General features: G+C 70.6%; 15 protein-coding genes. 7 read left to right on the top strand and 8 right to left on the bottom strand.

Annotated features, from left to right (window positions below):
- Positions 1-41 precede the first annotated feature (41 nt).
- A complete protein-coding gene (locus ACY34M_RS35835; protein ID WP_462722502.1) occupies positions 42-917 on the bottom strand; it encodes an AraC family transcriptional regulator in 876 nt (291 codons plus the stop codon).
- A 195-nt stretch (positions 918-1,112) separates the two neighbouring features.
- Between ACY34M_RS35835 and ACY34M_RS35830 the strand changes: the two genes are divergently transcribed.
- The 3 genes from ACY34M_RS35830 to ACY34M_RS35820 are packed head-to-tail and all read left to right on the top strand — an operon-like array spanning position 1,113 to position 2,202.
- The gene (locus ACY34M_RS35830; protein WP_462722503.1) at positions 1,113-1,442 is read left to right on the top strand and encodes a hypothetical protein; all 330 of its coding nucleotides are present in this window, start codon (positions 1,113-1,115) and stop codon (positions 1,440-1,442) included.
- A gap of 29 nt (positions 1,443-1,471) precedes the next feature.
- A complete protein-coding gene (locus ACY34M_RS35825) occupies positions 1,472-1,885 on the top strand; it encodes a MerR family transcriptional regulator (RefSeq protein ID WP_462722504.1) in 414 nt (137 codons plus the stop codon).
- Positions 1,882-2,202: a thioredoxin family protein gene (locus tag ACY34M_RS35820; protein ID WP_462722505.1), complete on the top strand. Its 321-nt coding sequence runs from the start codon at positions 1,882-1,884 to the stop codon at positions 2,200-2,202. Before ACY34M_RS35825 ends, ACY34M_RS35820 begins: the two co-directional genes overlap by 4 nt.
- 119 nt (positions 2,203-2,321) lie before the next feature.
- Here ACY34M_RS35820 and ACY34M_RS35815 read toward each other — a convergent pair whose 3' ends face one another.
- Entirely contained in the window at positions 2,322-2,627 is a 306-nt protein-coding gene (locus tag ACY34M_RS35815) for a hypothetical protein (protein WP_462722506.1), read from the bottom strand.
- A 48-nt stretch (positions 2,628-2,675) separates the two neighbouring features.
- On the opposite strand from ACY34M_RS35815, the gene ACY34M_RS35810 reads away from it, so the two are divergent.
- Positions 2,676-4,634, top strand: a complete 1,959-nt coding sequence (locus tag ACY34M_RS35810) for a HelD family protein (protein WP_462722507.1) — start codon at positions 2,676-2,678, stop codon at positions 4,632-4,634.
- A 58-nt stretch (positions 4,635-4,692) separates the two neighbouring features.
- On the opposite strand, the gene glgB is transcribed toward ACY34M_RS35810, so the two are convergent.
- From glgB to ACY34M_RS35785, 5 genes are all read right to left on the bottom strand, one after another.
- On the bottom strand, positions 4,693-6,900 hold the full coding sequence (gene glgB, locus ACY34M_RS35805) for a 1,4-alpha-glucan branching enzyme (RefSeq protein WP_462722508.1): 2,208 nt from the start codon (positions 6,898-6,900) through the stop codon (positions 4,693-4,695).
- A 190-nt stretch (positions 6,901-7,090) separates the two neighbouring features.
- The gene (locus ACY34M_RS35800; protein ID WP_462722509.1) at positions 7,091-8,458 is read right to left on the bottom strand and encodes a maltokinase N-terminal cap-like domain-containing protein; all 1,368 of its coding nucleotides are present in this window, start codon (positions 8,456-8,458) and stop codon (positions 7,091-7,093) included.
- Between the two features lie 174 nt (positions 8,459-8,632).
- The gene (gene treS, locus ACY34M_RS35795) at positions 8,633-10,345 is read right to left on the bottom strand and encodes a maltose alpha-D-glucosyltransferase (RefSeq protein ID WP_462722510.1); all 1,713 of its coding nucleotides are present in this window, start codon (positions 10,343-10,345) and stop codon (positions 8,633-8,635) included.
- A 48-nt stretch (positions 10,346-10,393) separates the two neighbouring features.
- Entirely contained in the window at positions 10,394-12,415 is a 2,022-nt protein-coding gene (locus tag ACY34M_RS35790) for an alpha-1,4-glucan--maltose-1-phosphate maltosyltransferase (RefSeq protein ID WP_462722511.1), read from the bottom strand.
- Positions 12,416-12,618: 203 nt separating this feature from the next.
- Complete coding sequence (locus tag ACY34M_RS35785; RefSeq protein ID WP_462722512.1) at positions 12,619-13,836, bottom strand: S8 family peptidase; 1,218 nt, start codon at positions 13,834-13,836, stop codon at positions 12,619-12,621.
- Positions 13,837-14,042: 206 nt separating this feature from the next.
- Here ACY34M_RS35785 and ACY34M_RS35780 point away from each other — a divergent pair, with 206 nt between their 5' ends.
- The 3 genes from ACY34M_RS35780 to glgP all read left to right on the top strand — a co-directional run bounded on the left by ACY34M_RS35780 (position 14,043) and on the right by glgP (position 18,018).
- A complete protein-coding gene (locus ACY34M_RS35780; RefSeq protein WP_462722513.1) occupies positions 14,043-14,615 on the top strand; it encodes a maltokinase N-terminal cap-like domain-containing protein in 573 nt (190 codons plus the stop codon).
- 140 nt (positions 14,616-14,755) lie between these two features.
- Entirely contained in the window at positions 14,756-15,229 is a 474-nt protein-coding gene (locus ACY34M_RS35775; RefSeq protein ID WP_462722514.1) for a hypothetical protein, read from the top strand.
- 170 nt (positions 15,230-15,399) lie between these two features.
- Entirely contained in the window at positions 15,400-18,018 is a 2,619-nt protein-coding gene (glgP, locus tag ACY34M_RS35770) for an alpha-glucan family phosphorylase (protein ID WP_462722515.1), read from the top strand.
- 55 nt (positions 18,019-18,073) lie between these two features.
- Here glgP and ACY34M_RS35765 read toward each other — a convergent pair whose 3' ends face one another.
- Positions 18,074-19,561, bottom strand: a complete 1,488-nt coding sequence (locus tag ACY34M_RS35765) for a M4 family metallopeptidase (RefSeq protein WP_462722516.1) — start codon at positions 19,559-19,561, stop codon at positions 18,074-18,076.
- Positions 19,562-19,651: the final 90 nt, after the last annotated feature.

The raw sequence follows: 19,651 nt of genomic DNA, 5'->3' as shown, positions 1-19,651 counted from the left end.
GGAGAAAACCCCCGTGCTTTCGAGCACGGGGGTTTTCTGCGTTATGCGTGCTCCACCGGAAGCCAGAGTTCGGCCTCTGCCGTCCCGCCGTCCGTTGACATGCGCGTACGGAGGATCTCCGGGCCGGGGCGGGTGCGGTACGGATTGGCGGGGAACCACTCCGCGTACACCGTCGCCCAGAGTTGCTGGATGGTCTCCGGGGCCGGGCCGGACGTGGTGAAGACCGCCCACGTGCCGGCAGGGACGGGGAGCACCGTGGCGCCCTCGGGGGCCGGGGCGTCCGGGGTGGCCGCCACCCCGTGGTAGTAGTCGAGTTCGCTGCCCTCGGCCCGGCCGGGGTCCAGGTCGTCGCAGACCGCGACGATGCCCTGTGGTTCCTCGCCGGAGTCCTGCGACAGCTTTTCCAGAGCCGAGACGGTCTCGGGTGGGACGGAGCGGACGAAGTCGATGATCGCCTGGTTCGGGCCCAGGTACACCAGGGGGACCCGGGCCTTCGGGCCGACGACGCTGAAGTCGGGGCGGTCCACGACGCGGTAGCGCATGCTGCTGTTCCCTTCGACGGTGAGCCGGAAGGAGAGGCGGGGCTGGGAGACCAGGGCCGGTTTCGTCCGGCGTGCCTCGCCGGGGCCGACGCCGTGCAGCCCGCGGAACGCCCTGGCGAACGCCTCGCCCGAGCCGTACCCGTACCGCACGGCGACGGTCAGGAGCGGCTCCTGGCCGGCGAGGACCTCGGCGCCCGCCACCGTGAGCCGGCGGCGCCTGACGTACTCGGAGAGCGGCATGCCCGCGAGCGCCGAGAACATCCGGCGCAGGTGGTACTCGGACGTGGTGGCGATGCGCGCCAGTTCCGCGATGTCCAGGGGCTCGTCGAGGCGCTGCTCGATGCGGTCCATGACCTGGTTGAGCCGGTCCAGCAACCTGGCCCCTCCTTCCGGTTCTTGCTGTTGACGTCTTGAACGCTAGGCGCGGGGCACCCCGCCCGACCCGACATCCTGTGCCCGATGAAGTCGGGAGGACGAGAACGAGGACGCCGGGGCGAGTACCGGAGCTGAGTACGTGAGCTGAGTATGCGCACTCAGGTACGGGAACGGCTGTCCGCCTTGGATGGAGTCATGATCTCCGAACTCGTGGACGACTCCGTCGCACCGCCCGCGCCGCGTCCCCGGACGTGGGTCGCCCCGCTGATGTCCAGTGTCATCACGCTGCCCGCCGCGTTCGTCGCGTACGTGATCGCCGCGGCGGCCCGCTTCGATGCGGGTGCGGAGCGGGCCTTCACGGTCTTCGGGTGGGGGCTGACGGTCGCACTCCTCACGCTCGCCACCGCGTGGCTGCTGCCGTGGGACGAGCGGTTCGCGGCCCGCCGGATCGGGTTCTCGGTGGCGGCGCCCTTCGCCGTCGCGGCGACGTTCGTGCTGTACCTCGTCCTCGCCGACTGGCGTTGACGTCAGCGGCAAGGTCTACCGTCTCCGGTATGCGCATCGGAGAGCTCGCCGCCCGCGCCGGTACGACGACGCGGGCGCTCAGGTACTACGAGTCGATCGGTCTGCTGCCCGCCCGGCGCGGTGGCAACGGGTACCGGACCTACGACGAGGCCGACCTGCGGGCCCTGCGGCAGATCCGCACGCTCCAGGACTTCGGCTTCGGGCTGGAGGAGACCCGGCCGTTCGTGGAGTGCCTGCGGGCCGGCCACCCGGAGGGCGATTCCTGCCCGGCTTCGCTCGCCGTGTACCGCGGCAAGGTGGCCGAACTCGATGCGCTGATCGGTGAGTTGACCGACGTACGGGAGAAGGTCGGTGCGCAGTTGGCGCGTGCCGAGCGGGCCATGGAGGCGTTGGCCGCGTCGCAGGAGACGGAGCCGCGCTGCGAACTAGGGGAGACAGGATGACGTTGCGTGCTGTGACCGACGCGGACTTCACGGAGCAGGTGCTGGGTGCGGGGCGGCCGGTGCTGGTGGAGTTCACCGCGCGGTGGTGCGGTCCGTGCCGGCAGCTGGGGCCGGTGCTCGAGTCGATCGCCGTGGAGGAGCGGGAGCGGTTCGACGTCGTGGCGGTCGATGTGGACGTGAGTTCTGAGACGGCCGTGAAGTACCAGGTGCTCGGGACGCCGACGCTCATGGTGTTCAAGGGCGGCGAGCCGGTGTGGTCGCGCGTGGGGGCGCGGTCCAAGCGGAAGCTGATGGAGGAACTGGCAGAGCTTCCGTAACTCCCGTAATTGGAATTCAGTCCGGACCGGGGTATATTCGATGTTTCTGTGTGCCCACAGAAAAAGGCCCCTCACTGGGGGCCAACAAAAACCACGGTACCGGGCAGGGAGTTGTTTTGTCAAGCCGGGACAGCCTGGAATTGCAGAAAGAGCAGGAATACATCGACGCGCTCTACAGGCGCGTGGATGAGCTGCGTGGCGTCGCCGCGGACTCGGTCCAGGAAGCGATCACCCCGGTGGGAACCGGTCAGCAGGCCCGCCTCGAGCGGGACCTGCTGGTCGTCGAGCGGTCCGGGCTGCTCGCCGCGTTGAACGCGGTCGAGGGTTCGCTCTGCTTCGGTCGCATTGATCTCAAGCCCGACGAAGATCCAGACAATGATCAAGGCGAAGATCAAGGCGGTGATCGGGAAGTCGGTGTCGCGCACCACATCGGCCGTATCGGAATTCGCGCCGACGACTCGGATCGCACACCGATGCTGATCGACTGGCGGGCCCCCGTGGCCCGGCCCTTCTATCTCGCGACCGGTCATACGCCGATGGGTCTGCGCCGGCGCCGTCACCTCACCTTCGACGGTCGTACGGTCACCGAGCTGCACGACGAGATCCTGGACCTCGACGACTCGGAGCGCACCGGGTACGAGGACCCGACCGGTGACGCCGTGCTGCTCGCCGCCCTGAACTCGGCGCGCACCGGACGCATGGGCGACATCGTGCAGACGATCCAGGCCGAGCAGGACCGGATCATCCGGCACCCGCACCCGGGCGTGCTCGTCGTCGAGGGCGGGCCCGGCACCGGCAAGACGGCCGTCGCGCTGCACCGTGCCGCGTTCCTCCTGTACGAGCAGCGGGAGCTGCTCGCCAAGCGGGCCGTGCTGATCGTCGGCCCCAACCCGGCGTTCCTGAAGTACATCGGCGAGGTCCTTCCGGGGCTCGGCGAGACCGGGGTGCTGCTCTCCACGGTCGGCGAGCTGTTCCCCGGGGTGCACGCCACCGTCAAGGACTCGCCGCGCGCGGCGACGGTGAAGGGCTCGGTGGAGATGACCGACGCCCTCTCGCTCGCCGTCGCCGACCGGCAGCGGCTGCCGGAGCCCGGCGCCCCACTGGTGATCCCGAACGACGACGGCGACCTGATCCTCGACTGGGAGATCGCGTACGAGGCCCGGCAGGCGGCCCGCGACACCAAGCTGCCGCACAACCTGGGGCGCCCGCACTTCGCGTTCCGGGTGATCGACGCGCTCACCGAGCAGCTCACCGAGCGGATCGGCGCCGACCCCTACGGCGGCCCGAACTTCCTCGGCCCCGACGACATCGCCCAGCTCGGCAAGGCCGTCGCGTCGAGCCCCGACGTGCACGCGGCCATCGAGGAGCTGTGGCCGCAGCTGACGCCGCAGGGCTTCGTCGCCGACTATCTGGCCGAGCCCAGCCACCTTTCGGACGAGGACGCGGACGCGATCCGCAGCACCGGCCCCGGCGAGGGCGAGTGGACCGTCGGCGACGTGCCGCTGCTCGACGAGGCCGCCGAGCTGCTCGGCTACGACGACAGCGCCGAGCGGGCCGCCGCGGAGGCCGAGCGGCAGGAGCGGATCGCGTACGCGCAGGGCGTGCTTGACCTCTCCAAGGGCTCGGAGACGTACGAGTTCGAGGACGAGGACGAGTCGGAGGTGCTCGCCGCGCACGACATCATCGACGCGGACCGGGTCGCCGGCTGGTACGAGGAGGAGGACCACCGCAGCGCCGCCGAGCGCGCCGCCGCCGACCGGACCTGGGCGTTCGGGCACATCATCGTCGACGAGGCGCAGGAGCTGAGCCCGATGGCGTGGCGGCTGCTCATGCGCAGGTCGCCGACGCGGTCGATGACGCTGGTCGGTGACCCCGCGCAGACCTCGGAGGAGGGCGGCGTCGGCGCCTGGGCGGACATCCTCGCGCCGTACGTCGAGGACCGCTTCGAGCACACCCGGCTCGGGGTCAACTACCGCACGCCGTCCGAGGTCATGGACGTCGCGGCGGCGGTGCTGCGCGACGCCCACCCGGAGTACGAGGCGCCGTCCTCCGTGCGCTCCACCGGACAGCGGCCGTGGGCGCTGCGCGCCGACGACGTCGTGGAGGCCACCGCCAAGGCGGCGGTCGAGCGGATTCCGGAGGAGGGGCGGCTCGCGGTGATCGCGCCGCGCGAGCTGTGCGGGGCGCTGGCCGCGCGGCTGCCCGGTGTGGAGGTCGGCGCCGAGCCCGATCTCACCCGGCAGCTGGTGCTGCTCGATCCCCGGCAGGCCAAGGGGCTCGAATTCGACCGGGTGATCGTGGTCGAACCGGGTGAGTTCGGGGTGAGCGATCTGTACGTGGCGCTGACCCGGGCCACGCAGGATCTCGGTGTGGTGCACGCGGAAGCGCTGCCGCGGGCGTTGGAGGCGGGGCTCGCGGCGGCGCGTTCCTGACGCTGCGGGGCTCCGCCCCGGACCCCGCTCCTCAATCGCCGTCAGGGGCTGGATATGGTCACGGGCGCAGCCACACGGTCGCCAGGGGCGGCAGCGTCAGGCGGAGGCTGGCCGGGCGGCCGTGGTGGGGCTCGTCGTCCGGCTTCAGCGGGTCCCGGTTCGTGACGTCGCCGCCGCCGTAGCGGGCGCTGTCGGTGTTGAGGATCTCGTGCCACGCCTGTATGTCGTCGGGGACGCCGAGCCGGTAGTCGTGCCGGACCACCGGGGAGAAGTTGGAGACCGACAGGAGCGGGGTGCCGTCGGCGGCGTGGCGCAGGAACGCGAAGACGTTGTCCTCCGCCGCGTCGCCGACGACCCAGGAGAAGCCCGTCGGGTCGGTGTCCCGTTCCCACAGGGCGGGCGCGCCGCGGTAGCGCGTGTTGAGGTCCCGTACGAGGTCGCGCACGCCCCGGTGGTCCGCCTCCGCGCCGTACGCGGGGTCGAGCAGCCACCAGTCCGGGCCGTGCGCCTCCGACCACTCGGCGCCCTGCGCGAACTCCTGCCCCATGAAGAGGAGTTGCTTGCCCGGGTGGGCCCACATGAAGCCCAGGTAAGCGCGGTGGTTGGCGCGCTGCTGCCACCAGTCGCCCGGCATCTTGGAGACGAGGGAGCGCTTGCCGTGCACGACCTCGTCGTGCGAGATCGGCAGCACGTAGTTCTCGCTGTACGCGTACACCATCGAGAACGTCATGTCGTTGTGGTGGAACCTGCGGTGCACCGGCTCGTGGCTCATGTAGTCGAGCGAGTCGTGCATCCAGCCCATGTTCCACTTCAGGCCGAAGCCGAGGCCGCCGAAGCCGCCGGGGCCCACGTGGTGGGTCGCGCGGGTCACCCCGTCCCAGGCCGTCGACTCCTCGGCGATCGTGACGACGCCCGGCACCTGCCGGTACAGGGTGGCGTTCATCTCCTGGAGGAAGGCGACGGCGTCGAGGTTCTCCCGGCCGCCGAACCGGTTCGGGGTCCACTCGCCGTCCTCGCGCGAGTAGTCGAGGTAGAGCATGGAGGCCACCGCGTCGACCCGCAGGCCGTCGATGTGGAACTCCTGGCACCAGTAGAGGGCGTTCGCCACCAGGAAGTTGCGGACCTCCTTGCGGCCGTAGTCGAACTCGAGGGTGCCCCAGTCGGGGTGCGCGGCGCGCAGCGGGTCCTCGTGCTCGTACAGCGGACGCCCGTCGAACTCCGCCAGCGCCCAGTCGTCGCGCGGGAAGTGCGCCGGGACCCAGTCCATCAGGACGCCGATGCCCGCCTGGTGCAGGGCGTCGATGAGGTACTTGAAGTCGTCCGGGGTGCCCAGGCGGGCCGTCGGCGCGTAGAAGCCGGTGACCTGGTAGCCCCACGAGCCGCCGAAGGGGTGCTCGGCCACGGGCAGGAACTCGACGTGCGTGAAACCCAGGTCCGACACGTAGGCGGGGAGTTGGTCGGCGAGCTCGCGGTAGCCGAGGCCGGGGCGCCAGGACGCCAGGTGCACCTCGTACACCGAGAGCGGGGCCTCGTGGACGGGGCGGGCGGCGCGGCGCTCGATCCAGGCGTCGTCGCCCCACGTGTAGTGGGAGGCGTGCACCACCGATGAGTTGGCCGGGGGCTCCTCGGTGCGGGTGGCGAGCGGGTCGGCGCGCATCGTTCTGCTGCCGTCGGGTCGGGTGAGCTCGAACTTGTAGAGCTCGCCCTCGCCGATGTCCGGCACGAACAGCTCCCACACGCCGGACGAGCCGAGCGAGCGCATGCTGTGGGCGGCGCCGTCCCAGTAGTTGAAGGTACCGACGACGCGGACGCCGCGGGCGTTGGGCGCCCACACCGTGAAGCGGGTGCCCTGGATGCCCTGGTGCTCCATGGGGTGCGCGCCGAGCGCCTCCCAGAGCTGCTCGTGGCGGCCCTCGCCGATCAGGTGCAGGTCCAGTTCGCCGAGGGAGGGGAGGAGGGCGTAGGCGTCCGCGATCCGCTGGGTCGTCTCGGCGTACGTGATCTCCAGTTCGTACTCGGGCGGGACCTCGCGGAGCTGGAGGAGCGCGGTGAAGAACCCGTCGCCGTCGTCGTGCAGTTCGGCGTGCAGGCCCTCCGGGGTGGTGACGGCCACGTGTTGGGCGTAGGGGCGCCAGGTGCGGAAGGCTATGCCGCCGTGGGTGGGGTGTGCGCCCAGCACTCCGTGGGGGTCGTGGTGGGTCGCTGACTGGAGCCGGGTGCGGTCGTCCGGGGGGACGGGGGCCGGAGTGGTGGTGCGGCGGGTCACGGTGGGGGCCTCCTTGGGCCTGTTGCGCCTTCGTGTGTGTGCCGGTCTCGTGTGTGGTGCCGGTTTTGGAGGTCGCCCCCTCCTCCCCTTCCCGTCCCGTCCCTGGGGGCTGTGCCCCCAGACCCCCCTAAAAGATTGCGCTCACGCGGCGGAGCCGCATATCGACACAGCCCCGCGCCCCTGGATGTCTCTACTCCGCCAGGCGTACAAGTGCGGCCAGGGGGACCTGGAGCCAGTCCGGCCTGTGCCGTGCTTCGTACAGGGCTTCGTAGATGGCCTTTTCGGTTTCGTAGGCGCGCAGGAGGATCGGGGTTTTGCGGGGGTCGGTGCCGGACACCTCCGCGTAGCCGTCGCAGTACGCCGCCCGGCAGTCGAGCGACCAGTCGCTCTGCGGGGAGGCGTAGTCGAAGGAGCGGAGCATGCCGGCGATGTCGCGGTGGACGGGGTGCGGCAGACGGCGTTCGGCGAGGGGGCGGGAGGGCTCGCCCTCGAAGTCGATCAGCTTCCAGGTGCCGGACGGCTCGCGCAGGCACTGGCCGAGATGCAGATCGCCGTGGATCCGCTGGGCCTGCCAGGTGCGGCCCTCGGCGGCCAGCCCGGCGAGCGCGTCGAAGGCGGAGCGCAGGGCGGGGACGTAGGGGAGCAGTACGGGGACCTGCTGGGCCGTCGTCTCCAGGCGGTGCGTCATCGACTCGGCGAGCTGCTCGATGTGGGCGCGGGTGTACGTGACCGTGGGCAGCGCGCGGGCCAGGGCCGTGTGCACCTCGGCGGTGGCGCGGCCGAGTTCGCGGGCCGGGCCGGTGAAGTCCTGCTGATTGGTGAGGTGCTTGAGGGCGAGGTCCCAGCCGTCGGCGGCGCCCTTGAGGAAGGGCTGGACGAGGCCGAGTGTCGAGGAGCCGGAGCCGGGGTGGCCGGCGCCGTTCGTCTCGAACCAGGCGACGGGTGCGGGGACCCGGTCGCAGCCCTCGCGGGCGAGCGCCAGGGGAAGTTCGAGGTCGGGGTTGAGGCCGGGCATGACCCGGCGGAACAGCTTGGCGATGAGCTGGTCGCCGTACACGACCGAGGAGTTGGACTGCTCGGCGGTCAGCGGGCGGGGCGACAGTTCGCGCGGTACTTCGCCGTACGGGCCGCGGTGGAAGCGGAGGGCGCCGAGCGTGCCGGGTATTCGGAGCCGTTCGAGGAGGACCGCGGCGTGCCGCGGGTCCTGGAGCGCCTCGTACGCGGTGCGTCCGGCGAGCGGGCCGTGCGTGACGTGGCCGATGACGGCGGGCGCGAGGTGCGGGGCGGCGGCCTCGGCGGTCCCGATGAGCAGCTGGTAGCGGTCGCCCGGCCCCTCTTCGTCGGCCGGTGGCTGGTGGGCGCGGACGAGGAGGTGCAACAGGGCGGCGTTTGGCAGCAGTTCGGTGACGGAGTCCAGGGTGAAGCCGGTGACCGGGCGGCCCTTGCCGGCGAACCAGCGCTGACGCGGCAGCCATTCGCGCAGCAGCGGGTCGAGCGACATGAGCAGTTCGGATTCTCCGGCCGTCGGTGCGGCGGTCCGGGTTACGGCTTCCGACATGGCGTCGTGTCCTTTTCCCGAGATATTCGTGGAGAGTGCCCCGGACCAGGGGAGAGAAACGGGGCGTTCGTGCCCCTGGCCCGGTTCGATCCGTTGTGCCGGTGCTGCCTGCTGCCTGCTGCCTGCTGCCTGCTGCCTGCTCGTGCTGCGCGTCCCGTGCGTGCTCTGTGCGTGTCAGTCGTTGCGGAGTCGGAACCAGTAGAAGCCGTGCCCGGCCAGTGTCAGCAAGTACGGCAGCTCGCCGATGGCCGGGAAGCGCACCCCGCCGATCAGCTCCACCGGATGCCGTCCGCTGAACGACCGCAGGTCCAGCTCGGTGGGCTGGGCGAAGCGGGAGAAGTTGTGCACGCACAGCACCAGGTCGTCCGTGCCGTCCTCGGCCTTGGGCGCCTCGCGCAGGAACGCGAGGACCGCCGGGTTGGACGACGGGAGTTCGGTGTACGAGCCGAGGCCGAACGCCGGGTTCTGCTTGCGGATCTCGATCATCCGGCGGGTCCAGTGCAGCAGCGAGGACGGCGAGGACATCGACGCCTCGACGTTCGTGACCTGGTAGCCGTAGACCGGGTCCATGATCGTGGGGAGGAAGAGGCGGCCGGGGTCCGAGGAGGAGAAGCCGGCGTTCCTGTCCGGTGTCCACTGCATCGGTGTGCGCACCGCGTCGCGGTCGCCGAGCCAGATGTTGTCGCCCATGCCGATCTCGTCGCCGTAGTAGAGGATCGGCGAGCCGGGCAGGGAGAGCAGCAGGGCCGTGAAGAGCTCGATCTGGTTGCGGTCGTTGTCCAGGAGCGGGGCGAGGCGTCGCCGGATGCCGATGTTGGCGCGCATCCGCGGGTCCTTGGCGTACTCCGCGTACATGTAGTCGCGTTCCTCGTCGGTGACCATTTCGAGCGTCAGCTCGTCGTGGTTGCGCAGGAAGATGCCCCATTGGCAGCGGGACGGGATCGCGGGCGTCTTGGCGAGGATCTCCGAGACGGGATGGCGGGACTCGCGGCGCACGGCCATGAAGATCCGTGGCATCACCGGGAAGTGGAAGGCCATGTGGCACTCGTCGCCGCCCGAGGCGAAGTCGCCGAAGTAGTCGACGACGTCCTCCGGCCACTGGTTGGCCTCCGCGAGCAGCACCACGTCCGGGTACTGGGAGTCGATCTCCTTGCGGACCCGCTTGAGCATCTCGTGCGTCGCCGGCAGGTTCTCGCAGTTGGTGCCCTCCTCGGCGTACAGGTACGGGACCGCGTCGAGGCGGAAACCGTCGATGCCGAGGTCGAGCCAGAAGCGCAGTGCGGCGAGGATCTCCTCCTGGACGGCCGGGTTCTCGTAGTTGAGGTCCGGCTGGTGGGAGAAGAAGCGGTGCCAGTAGTACTGCTTGCGGACCGGGTCGAAGGTCCAGTTCGACGCCTCCGTGTCCACGAAGATGATCCGGGCGTCCTCGTACTGTTTGTCGTCGTCGGCCCAGACGTAGTAGTCGCCGTACGGCCCCTCGGGGTCGGAGCGGGACTGCTGGAACCAGTCGTGCTGGTCGCTCGTGTGGTTCATGACGAAGTCGATGATCACGCGCATGCCGCGCTGGTGGGCGGCGTCGACGAACTCGACGAAGTCGGCGAGGTCGCCGAACTCGGGGAGCACCGAGGTGTAGTCGGAGACGTCGTAACCGCCGTCCCTGAGCGGCGACTTGAAGAACGGCGGCAGCCACAGGCAGTCCACGCCCAGCCACTGCAGATAGTCCAGCTTCGCCGTGATGCCCTTGAGGTCGCCCACGCCGTCGCCGTTGCTGTCCTGGAAGGAGCGGACCAGGACCTCGTAGAAGACCGCGCGCTTGAACCAATCCGGGTCCCGGTCCTTCGCAGGAGTGTCCTCGAAGGTGTCCGGGACGGGCTCATTCATCATCATGGTGTGGGTGACCCTCCGAATCCCATGAACCGTCATGCTCCTGAGAATTCATCGCGGCGTGGCATCGTGCGGGAGGACGAGGATGTGCGCGGGCGTGCGGCCCGGCTCTAGGCGCACATAGTTCGTCCTGCCCCAGGGGTAGGTGTCGCCGGTGAGTTCGTCGCGCACCGGCACCGACGCGTGCCAGTCGAGCCCCAGGTGCGGCATGTCCAACGACACCGTCGCCTCCTGGGTGTGGTGCGGGTCGAGGTTCACGACCACCAGAACCGTGTTCGACCCCTGCGCGGACGTCGTGGTCTTGGAGTACACGAGGACCGCGTCCTTGTCGGCGTGGTGGAAGTGCACGTCACGCAAGGTGCGCAGGGCCGGGTTGCGGCGTCGTATCGAGTTGAGCGTGGTGATGAGCGGGGCGATGGTGCGCCCCTCCTGTTCGGCCAATTGCCAGTCCCGTGGCCTGAGTTGATATTTTTCCGAGTTCAGATACTCCTCGCTTCCCGCGCGCAGCGGGGTGTTCTCGCACAGTTCGTAGCCGCTGTAGACGCCCCAGGTGGGTGAGAGCGTCGCGGCGAGGACGGCACGCAGTTCGAAGGCGGGACGGCCGCCTTCCTGCAGGAACTCGTGCAGGATGTCCGGGGTGTTCACGAAGAAGTTGGGCCGCATGTAGGCGGCTGCTTCGCCGCTCAACTCCTGGGCGTACTCGGTGATTTCGCGCTTCGAATTGCGCCAGGTGAAGTAGGTGTACGACTGCTGGAAGCCGATCGCGGCGAGGGTGTGCATCATCGCGGGCCGGGTGAAGGCCTCGGCCAGGAAGATCACGTCGGGGTCGGTGCCGTTGATGTCCGCGATCACCTTCTCCCAGAAGACGACCGGCTTGGTGTGCGGGTTGTCGACGCGGAAGATGCGGACGCCGTGCTCCATCCACAGGCGCAGGATCCGGGTGGTCTCCGCGATCAGGCCCGGCATGTCCTTGTCGAAGGCGATGGGGTAGATGTCCTGGTACTTCTTCGGCGGGTTCTCGGCGTACGCGATGGTGCCGTCGGGCCGGTGCCGGAACCAGTCGGGGTACTTCTGCACCCACGGGTGGTCCGGGCTGCACTGCAGCGCGAAGTCGAGGGCCACCTCCATGCCGAGCTCTCTGGCCCGGCCCACGAAGTGGTCGAAGTCCTCGAAGGTGCCGAGGTCCGGGTGGAGCGCGTCGTGCCCGCCCTCGGGCGAGCCGATCGCCCAGGGGACCCCCACGTCGTACGGTCCGGGCGACAGCGAGTTGTTCGGGCCCTTGCGGAACGTGCTGCCGATGGGGTGGACCGGCGGCAGGTACACCACGTCGAAGCCCATCGCGGCGATGGCCGGGAGCCGCCGGGCGGCCGTGCGGAAGGTGCCGCTCACCGGCGGTTCGCCGGGTTTGACGACGGCGCCCTCGGAGCGCGGGAAGAACTCGTACCAGGAGCCGAACAGGGCGCGCTCGCGCTCCACCAGGAGCGGCAACGTCCGCCCGCGCGTGACCAGTTCGCGCAGCGGGTGCCGGTCGAGGGTCCGCTGCACGTCGGTGTCGAGCGCGGCGGCGAGCCGGGCGGGGGCCGGGCGCGCGGGATCGCGGAGCGCGGCGGCGGCCCGCAGCACCGGCGCGCGCAGTGGCGCGGGGACGCCCCTTGCGGCGCGCTCGTGCAGCGCCGCCCCTTCCTCCAGGACGAGTTCGGTGTCCAGGCCCGCCGGAATCTTGATCTTCGCCGTGTGCCGCCAGGTCGCCACGGGATCGCCCCAGGCCTCGACCCGGAAGGCCCAGCGTCCTGGCGCGTCCGGAGTGATCTCGGCGCCCCAGCGGTCGCTGCCGGGGGACAGCTCGCGCATCGGTGTCCAGGGGCCCGGCGCGCCGTCGGGGCCGCGCAGCACGACGTTCGCGGCGACGGCGTCGTGTCCCTCGCGGAACACCGTGGCCGTGACCATGAAGGTCTCGCCGACCACGGCCTTGGCGGGGAGCCTGCCGTGTTCGACGACGGGGCGGACGTCACGTATGGGAATGCGGCCCGTGACGGCGCGCGGCGTCGGGGGCGTAGAGCGCTTGGTGGGCATGACCGCTCCTGTCCGCGGAGAATCGGGGGGTGCGGAGACGAAAATCGGGGAGAGGGCCGTGCGGCGTACCGATGGAGCCTTCCACGCCGCATCGACGGGCAATCCGTGTCGTACCAACTACTCGTCACTACTGGCGCGTAAGGGAACACACAAGACCGGTCCCGCCGAAATCGACGGGACCGGGTCGTGCGCACATCTTCCTCCTAAGACTTGTCGACCTGCAGCAGTTTGTCGGGAGAGCCGAGACCCGCGCCCGAGACCTTTTCGGCCGCGGCGCGCGCGGCCAGCGCCTTGCCGACCTCGGCGGGCGAGGCGCCCGCGTGGTCGGCGAGGTACAGCGCGGCCGCGCCCGCGACGTGCGGTGACGCCATGGACGTGCCGGAGAAGGTGGCCTTCCCCGTGTCGCTCTTGTACGAAGCCGACGTGATGTCAACGCCGGGGGCGAACAGATCGAGGCGAGTACCCCAATTGGAGAAGCTCGCACGCGCGTCCTTCTTGTCCGTCGCGCCGACCGTGATCGCTTCCTTGACGCGAGCGGGGGAGTACAGCTCGGCGGGCAGTCCGTCGTTGCCCGCGGCCACCGTGTACGTGACACCGGAGGCGATGGAGTTCCGCACGGCCGCGTCGAGTTGGGCGTTCCCGAAGCCGCCGAGGCTCAGGTTGGCGACGGCCGGCCGCTGGGCGTGCTCGGTCACCCAGTCGATGCCCGCGAGCACCTGCGCCGTCGTGCCGGACCCCTCGTCGTCGAGGACGCGCACGCCGACCACGTCGGCCTGCTTGGCGACGCCGTACTTCTCGCCCGCGACGGTCCCGGCCACATGGGTGCCGTGCCCGTTGCCGTCCTGCGCGATCGAGTCGTTGTCGACGAAGTCCCAGCCGCTCGTCGCCCGCCCGCCGAAGTCGCGGTGGGTGGTGCGGATCCCGGTGTCGATCAGGTAGACGTGCACGCCGCTGCCCGCAGATCGCGGCCAGGTGTACGACTTGTCGAGCGGCAGGCTGTCCTGGTCGATGCGGTCCAGGCCCCAGGAGGGCGGGTTCTGCTGGGTCCGATCCATGGCGACGCGGGAGTCCTGCACGACCGAGGCGACGTCGCCGTCGGCCGCGAGCCGCTCGGCCTGTCCCGCGCCGAGGGTCACCGCGTAGCCGTTGAGCGCCTTGCTGTAGGTGTGGCGAATGGTCGCTCCGTACTTCTCCGCGAGGTCCTTGCCCGCCGCGGACGGGGCCCTGGTGTCCCCCTTCAGGGTCACGATGTAGCTGCCCGCTATGGAGCCGGGCTCCCCGGCGCCGAATATCCGCCCCTGTGCGGGGGCGGCGTCCGCGGGCAGGGTGATGGCCGAAAGCACCGCGACCGTGGCGACCGCGGTGAGCCCGCCGGCCCAGCGCGTCGGCCGCTTGCGCGTCACTCGTACGGTCCCTGCCATGGATGAGTTCTCCTCCTCAACTCGGCGCGGTTGAACGCCAGTTGGCAGCCTCTCGTGCGGTGTGAAGCACCACAAGGAGGTACGAGGGGGCGGAATCGGCCATATCGGTCGTGATGGATGTGCGACCGGGTTGCGGTGGAATTCGGACGGCGCCGCGGCCCGCAATTGCCTGGTGCGGCGGACCGGCCGTGTCCGATGATGTGGCCGTGTCGATCATTCACCGCACCACCATCACGCCCACCAAGCTCGAACTCCTCGCCGAGTGGCTGCCGAAGCAGCCCTGGTACCGGGGCACGGGCACGCCGGAGCTGACCAAGGCCGGCGGCTTCCGGCTCGACGACCCGGCCGGCGAGGTCGGTCTCGAATTCATGGCCGCGACGGACACCTCGGGCCCCGAACCGGTGACGTACCACGTGCCGATGGCCTACCGCGGGGCCCCGCTGAACGGCGCCGCCGACGACGCGCTCATCGGCACCCTGGAGCACGGCGTGCTCGGCAGGCGCTGGGTGTACGACGGCGCCAAGGACCCGGTGTTGATGCGGGAGTTGGCCGCCCTGCTGAAGGGCGAGGCCCCTGCGCACGCGCAGAGCGTCGACGGGGCGCTCGACCCGACCGTGCACGCCCGCGCCACCGGCGACGACGTGCGGCCCGAGATCGTGCGCGTACTGGAGGCCGGGGCGAAGGCGCCGGACGGCGCGGCCGGCGAGGTGTCCGCCGAATGGGGCGCGGAGGGTGAGCGGCGGGTTCGTGGGGTTTTCGTAGTGGTTCGGGGCGGCTGAGGACCCCTGGGCGTTGCATGCCTCTGCGTGATCATGAAATCTGGCATCGTGGGCAGGTCGCCGATGACCTACGGCGGCATCTTCCTGCACCGACGTCCGAATGGTTTGGATGTGGTTTTTTGATCTGGGGGGCAACACGCATGACAGCGACCCGACGTCCGCGACGGCTTGTACGCGTCCTCACGGGGGCTGCCCTCGCGGTGGGCGCTCTGCTCGGCGCCGCGGCCGCACCGGCCGCGGCCTATGACCCCAACCCCGACGCCGCGGTCACCTACCGGGAGGCCGCGGGCGGCAGCGTCGGCGCCAACGTGTCGCTGACGCAGGGCGCCTCGCGCCTCGGCGAGGTGGAGTTCCAGCCGGAGACGCAACAGCTGCGGGTGTACGACTCCCGCAACGACGGTGACACGTTCTACGTGCACGTCTCCTCCAGGACGAACGGCGTCACGCACAACCTGGGCACGTACTCCGCGCCCGGCAGCGAGGCCCCCGTGGACTTCCTCGTGAAGGACTTCCACCTGCCCAAGGGCACCCCCGTCGACATCGAGGTGTTCGACGACGCGGGGCTCACCGACTACATCGGTGGGGCGCGCGGCACCGGGGCGGCAATCGCCTGACAACGGCCCTCAGGGGCATCCGTGTACGGCGGTTCGGGCGCGCGCGATGCGTGTCCGAACCGCCGTACACGTTTCGGCGCCCGGGCACGCGCCGTGGCCCGCGGCGCGGTCGGGCGGCTAACGTCTGGTCGCGACTCAGGCATCCGACGCGCAACCGCAGAGGTGAGCACGTGAAGGCCATTCGTCGATTCACCGTCCGCCCGGTCCTGCCCGAACCTCTCGCCCCGCTGCACGACTTGGCGCGCAATCTGCGCTGGTCCTGGCATGCGGCGACGCGTGATCTGTTCGCCGCCGTGGACCCCGAGCACTGGGCCGCCTCCGGTGGCGATCCGCTGCGGCTGCTCGGCAGCGTGCCGCCCGAGCGGCTCGCCCGGCTGGCGGACGACACGGAGTTCCTCGCGCGGCTCGGCGCGGTCGCCGACGATCTGCGCGGCTACCTGCACGACGACCGCTGGTACCAGGAAGGGGCGGGGCAGCACCGGCTCCCCGCCGCCATCGCCTATTTCTCGCCGGAGTTCGGCATCACGGCCGCGCTGCCGCAGTACTCGGGCGGCCTCGGGATCCTCGCCGGCGACCACCTCAAGGCCGCGAGCGACCTCGGGGCGCCACTGATCGGCGTAGGACTGCTGTACCGGCACGGATACTTCAGGCAGTCGCTGACCCGCGACGGCTGGCAGCAGGAGACGTACCCGGTCACCGACCCGAACGAGCTGCCGCTGACTTTGCTGCGGGAGCCCGACGGGAGCCCGGTGCACCTCGCGCTCGCCCTGCCCGGCGGGCGCCGGCTGCTCGCGAGAGTGTGGCAGGCACAGGTGGGCCGGGTGCCGCTGCTCCTGCTCGACTCGGACGTCGAGGAGAACGACGCCCACGAACGGGACGTGACCGACCGGCTCTACGGCGGCGGCAGCGAGCACCGGCTGCTGCAGGAGATGCTGCTCGGGATCGGCGGGGTGCGGGCCGTGCGCGCCTACTGTCGGCTCACCGGGCATCCCGCACCCGAGGTCTTCCACACCAACGAGGGGCACGCCGGGTTCCTCGGAGTGGAGCGGATCGCCGAACTCGCCGAGCAGGGGCTCGACTTCGACCCCGCGCTCGAAGCGGTGCGGGCCGGCACCGTCTTCACGACGCACACGCCCGTCCCCGCCGGCATCGACCGCTTCGACCGGGAGCTCGTCGCCCGGCACTTCGGCGCCTGCGCCGAGCTGCCGGGGCTCGACGTGCAGCGGATCCTCGGGCTCGGCATGGAGACGTACGCGGGCGGCGACCCGAACGTCTTCAACATGGCGGTGATGGGGCTGCGGCTCGCGCAGCGCGCCAACGGCGTCTCCACGCTCCACGGCTCCGTCAGCCGCGACATGTTCGCCGGACTGTGGCCGGGATTCGACGTCGAGGAGGTGCCGATCGCCTCCGTGACCAACGGCGTGCACGCCCCGACATGGGTCGCCCCCGAGGTGTACCGGCTCGGCGCGCGGCAGATCGGGGAGCGGCGCACCGAGGACGCCCTGTCGGTCGGCGGCTCGGACCGCTGGGACGCCGTCGGCGAGATACCCGACCGCGACATCTGGCAGCTGCGCGGCGAACTGCGCGGCCACCTCGTCGACGAGGTGCGCGAACGGCTCGCCGCGTCCTGGCGCCAGCGCGGCGCGGGCGCCGCCGAACTCGGCTGGATCGACACCGTGCTGGACCCCGACGTGCTCACCATCGGCTTCGCCCGCCGCGTCCCCTCGTACAAGCGGCTCACGCTGATGCTGCGCGATCCGGACCGGCTGATGCGGCTGCTGCTCGACGAGGAGCGGCCCGTGCAGATCGTCGTCGCGGGCAAGGCGCACCCGGCCGACGACGGCGGCAAACGGCTCGTCCAGGAGCTGGTCCGCTTCACCGACGACCCGCGTGTGCGCCACCGCATCGTCTTCCTGCCCGACTACGGCATGGCGATGGCGCAGAAGCTCTACCCCGGCTGCGACATCTGGCTGAACAATCCGCTGCGCCCACTGGAGGCCTGCGGCACGAGCGGCATGAAGGCGGCGCTCAACGGCTGCCTCAACCTGTCCGTCCTGGACGGCTGGTGGGACGAATGGTTCGCCCCCGACTACGGCTGGGCCATCCCGACGGCCGACGGCACCAGCACCGAGGAGCACCGGCGCGACGACCTGGAGGCGGCCGCGCTCTACGACCTCCTGGAGAACCGGATCGCGCCGCGCTTCTACGAGCGGGGCCCGGAAGGGCTGCCCGACCGCTGGATCGAGATGGTCCGCCGCACCCTCACCCACCTCGGCCCCAAGGTGCTCGCCGGGCGCATGGTCCGCGAGTACGTGGACCAGCTGTACGCCCCCGCCGCCGAGTCCGCGCGCGCCCTCACCGCGGACGCCGCGCGGGAGCTCGCGGCGTGGAAGGCGCGGGTCCGCGCCGCCTGGCCGCGGATCACCGTCGACCACGTGGAGGCCTCGGCGGGCGGCGCCGAACTGGGCGCCACGCTCGGCCTCCACGTCCGCGTCGCGCTCGGCGAGCTGGGCCCCGACGACGTCGAGGTGCAGGCCGTGGCGGGGCGCGTCGACTCCGAGGACCGGATCACCGAGCCGACGACGGTGCCGCTCAAACCGCTGGGCGGCCCCGACGCCGAGGGCCGCTGGTCGTACGAGGGCCCGCTCGCCCTCGACCGCAGCGGGCCCTACGGCTACACGGTCCGCGTACTGCCCGCACATCCGCTGCTCGCATCGGTGGCCGAGACGGGGCTCGTCGCGGTGCCCACGGAGGCCACGCAGGAGGGGGCCGGAGTGCTGATGCGGTGAGACGGCGGCAGGGGCGGACGCCCGCGCGCCCGCCCCTGCCGCCCCGCCGTGAGGGCTACTTGACGTTCACGGCCGTCCACGCCGCCGCGACGGCCTTGGACTCCGCCGAGTCCGCGCCGTACAGGTCGTCGGCCGCGCTCAGCGTTCCCTCGCGCGCCTTCGCGTAGTCCGTGGTGGACGTGAAGTACGACGTCAGCGCCTTGAACCAGATCTTCTCGGCCTTGTCGCGGCCGATCCCGGTGACCGTGGAGCCGTCCGCGGTCGGGGAGTCGTAGTCGACGCCGTTGATCGTCTTCTTTCCGCTGCCCTCGCTGAGCAGGTAGAAGAAGTGGTTGGCGATGCCCGAGGAGTAGTGGACGTCCACGTCCCCCGCGCCGTCCTTCCAGCTGTCGAGCGAGTTGCCGTCCTTGCTCGGCTTGTCCATGTAGCGCAGCGGCTTGCCGTCGCCGGCGATGTCGATCTTCTCGCCGATGAGGTAGTCGCCGACGTCCTCGGCGTTCTTCGCGTAGAACTCGACGGAGGTGCCGAAGATGTCGGAGGTCGCCTCGTTCAGGCCGCCGGACTCGCCGCTGTAGACAAGGCCCGCCGTCGCCGACGTGACGCCGTGGCTCATCTCGTGGGCGGCCACGTCGATCGAGGTGAGCGGCTTCTTGTTGCCCTCGCCGTCGCCGTACGTCATGCAGAAGCAGCTGTCGTCCCAGAACGCGTTGACGTACGCGTCGCCGTAGTGGACGCGGGAGTAGGCGCCCTTGCCGTCGCCGTTGATGCCGCTGCGGCCGTGCACGTTCTTGTAGTAGTCCCAGGTGACCTGGGCGCCGTACGCGGCGTCGACACCGGCGGTGGCCGCGTCGTTGGTCGTGCCGTCGCCCCACGTGTCGTCGTCGTCCGTGAACAGCGTGCCCTTGCCGGACTCGCCGTTCTTCAGGTCGTACGTGGAGTGGCCGCCGCGCGTGTCGTCCGTGAGGGAGAAGGACGAGCCGGAACCGGTCGTGCCGATGTCGACCTTGCCGCTGTAGAGCGAGTCGCCCGCGCCGGTGCGGATGTCGTCGTACTCGTAGATCTTCTTGCCGGTCTTGGCGTCCGTGATGACGTGCAGCCTGCTCGGCGTCCCGTCCTCCTTCGTGGACGTGACGACCTTTTCGTACGCGAGTCTCGGGGTGCCGGACGCCGCCCAGACGACCTTGCGGGCGCCGGACGGGGCGGCCTTGAGGGAGACGCCCTCGGTCTTGACGGCGATGGACTTGGCGGTGGCGCGGGTGACGCCCTCGCGGGCGCCGGACTTCTTCCGGTGGACGATCAGGTCGCCGCCGAGCACCGGGAGTCCGTCGTAGGTCCGCTCGTAACGGGTGTGGGTGGTCCCGTCCTTGTCCTTCACGACGTCCTTGACCACGAGCTTCTCGCCCGAGGCCGCGGGGTCGGCCGAGGCGCCGGTCGTGGCGAGGGTGCCGGCGAGCAGGGCGCCGGCGGCGACGGCCGTGGCGATGCCGAGGGTGGTCCGCTTGCCGCGCGAGGAGGAAGTGCGGGCGGATATGTGGGGGTTCACGAAGAAAGCTCCTTGTGTGATGTGGGGGGTGAGCTTTGCCGTGCGGGATGACTGTGACAGCAGACGTCGGTAAATGTCATGTACGTGATC

The sequence above is a fragment of the Streptomyces sp. EDA2-14 genome (assembly GCF_054963755.1).
The sequence above is the reverse complement of the archived record's forward strand: the minus strand, read 5'-3'. Positions and strand labels throughout refer to the sequence as shown.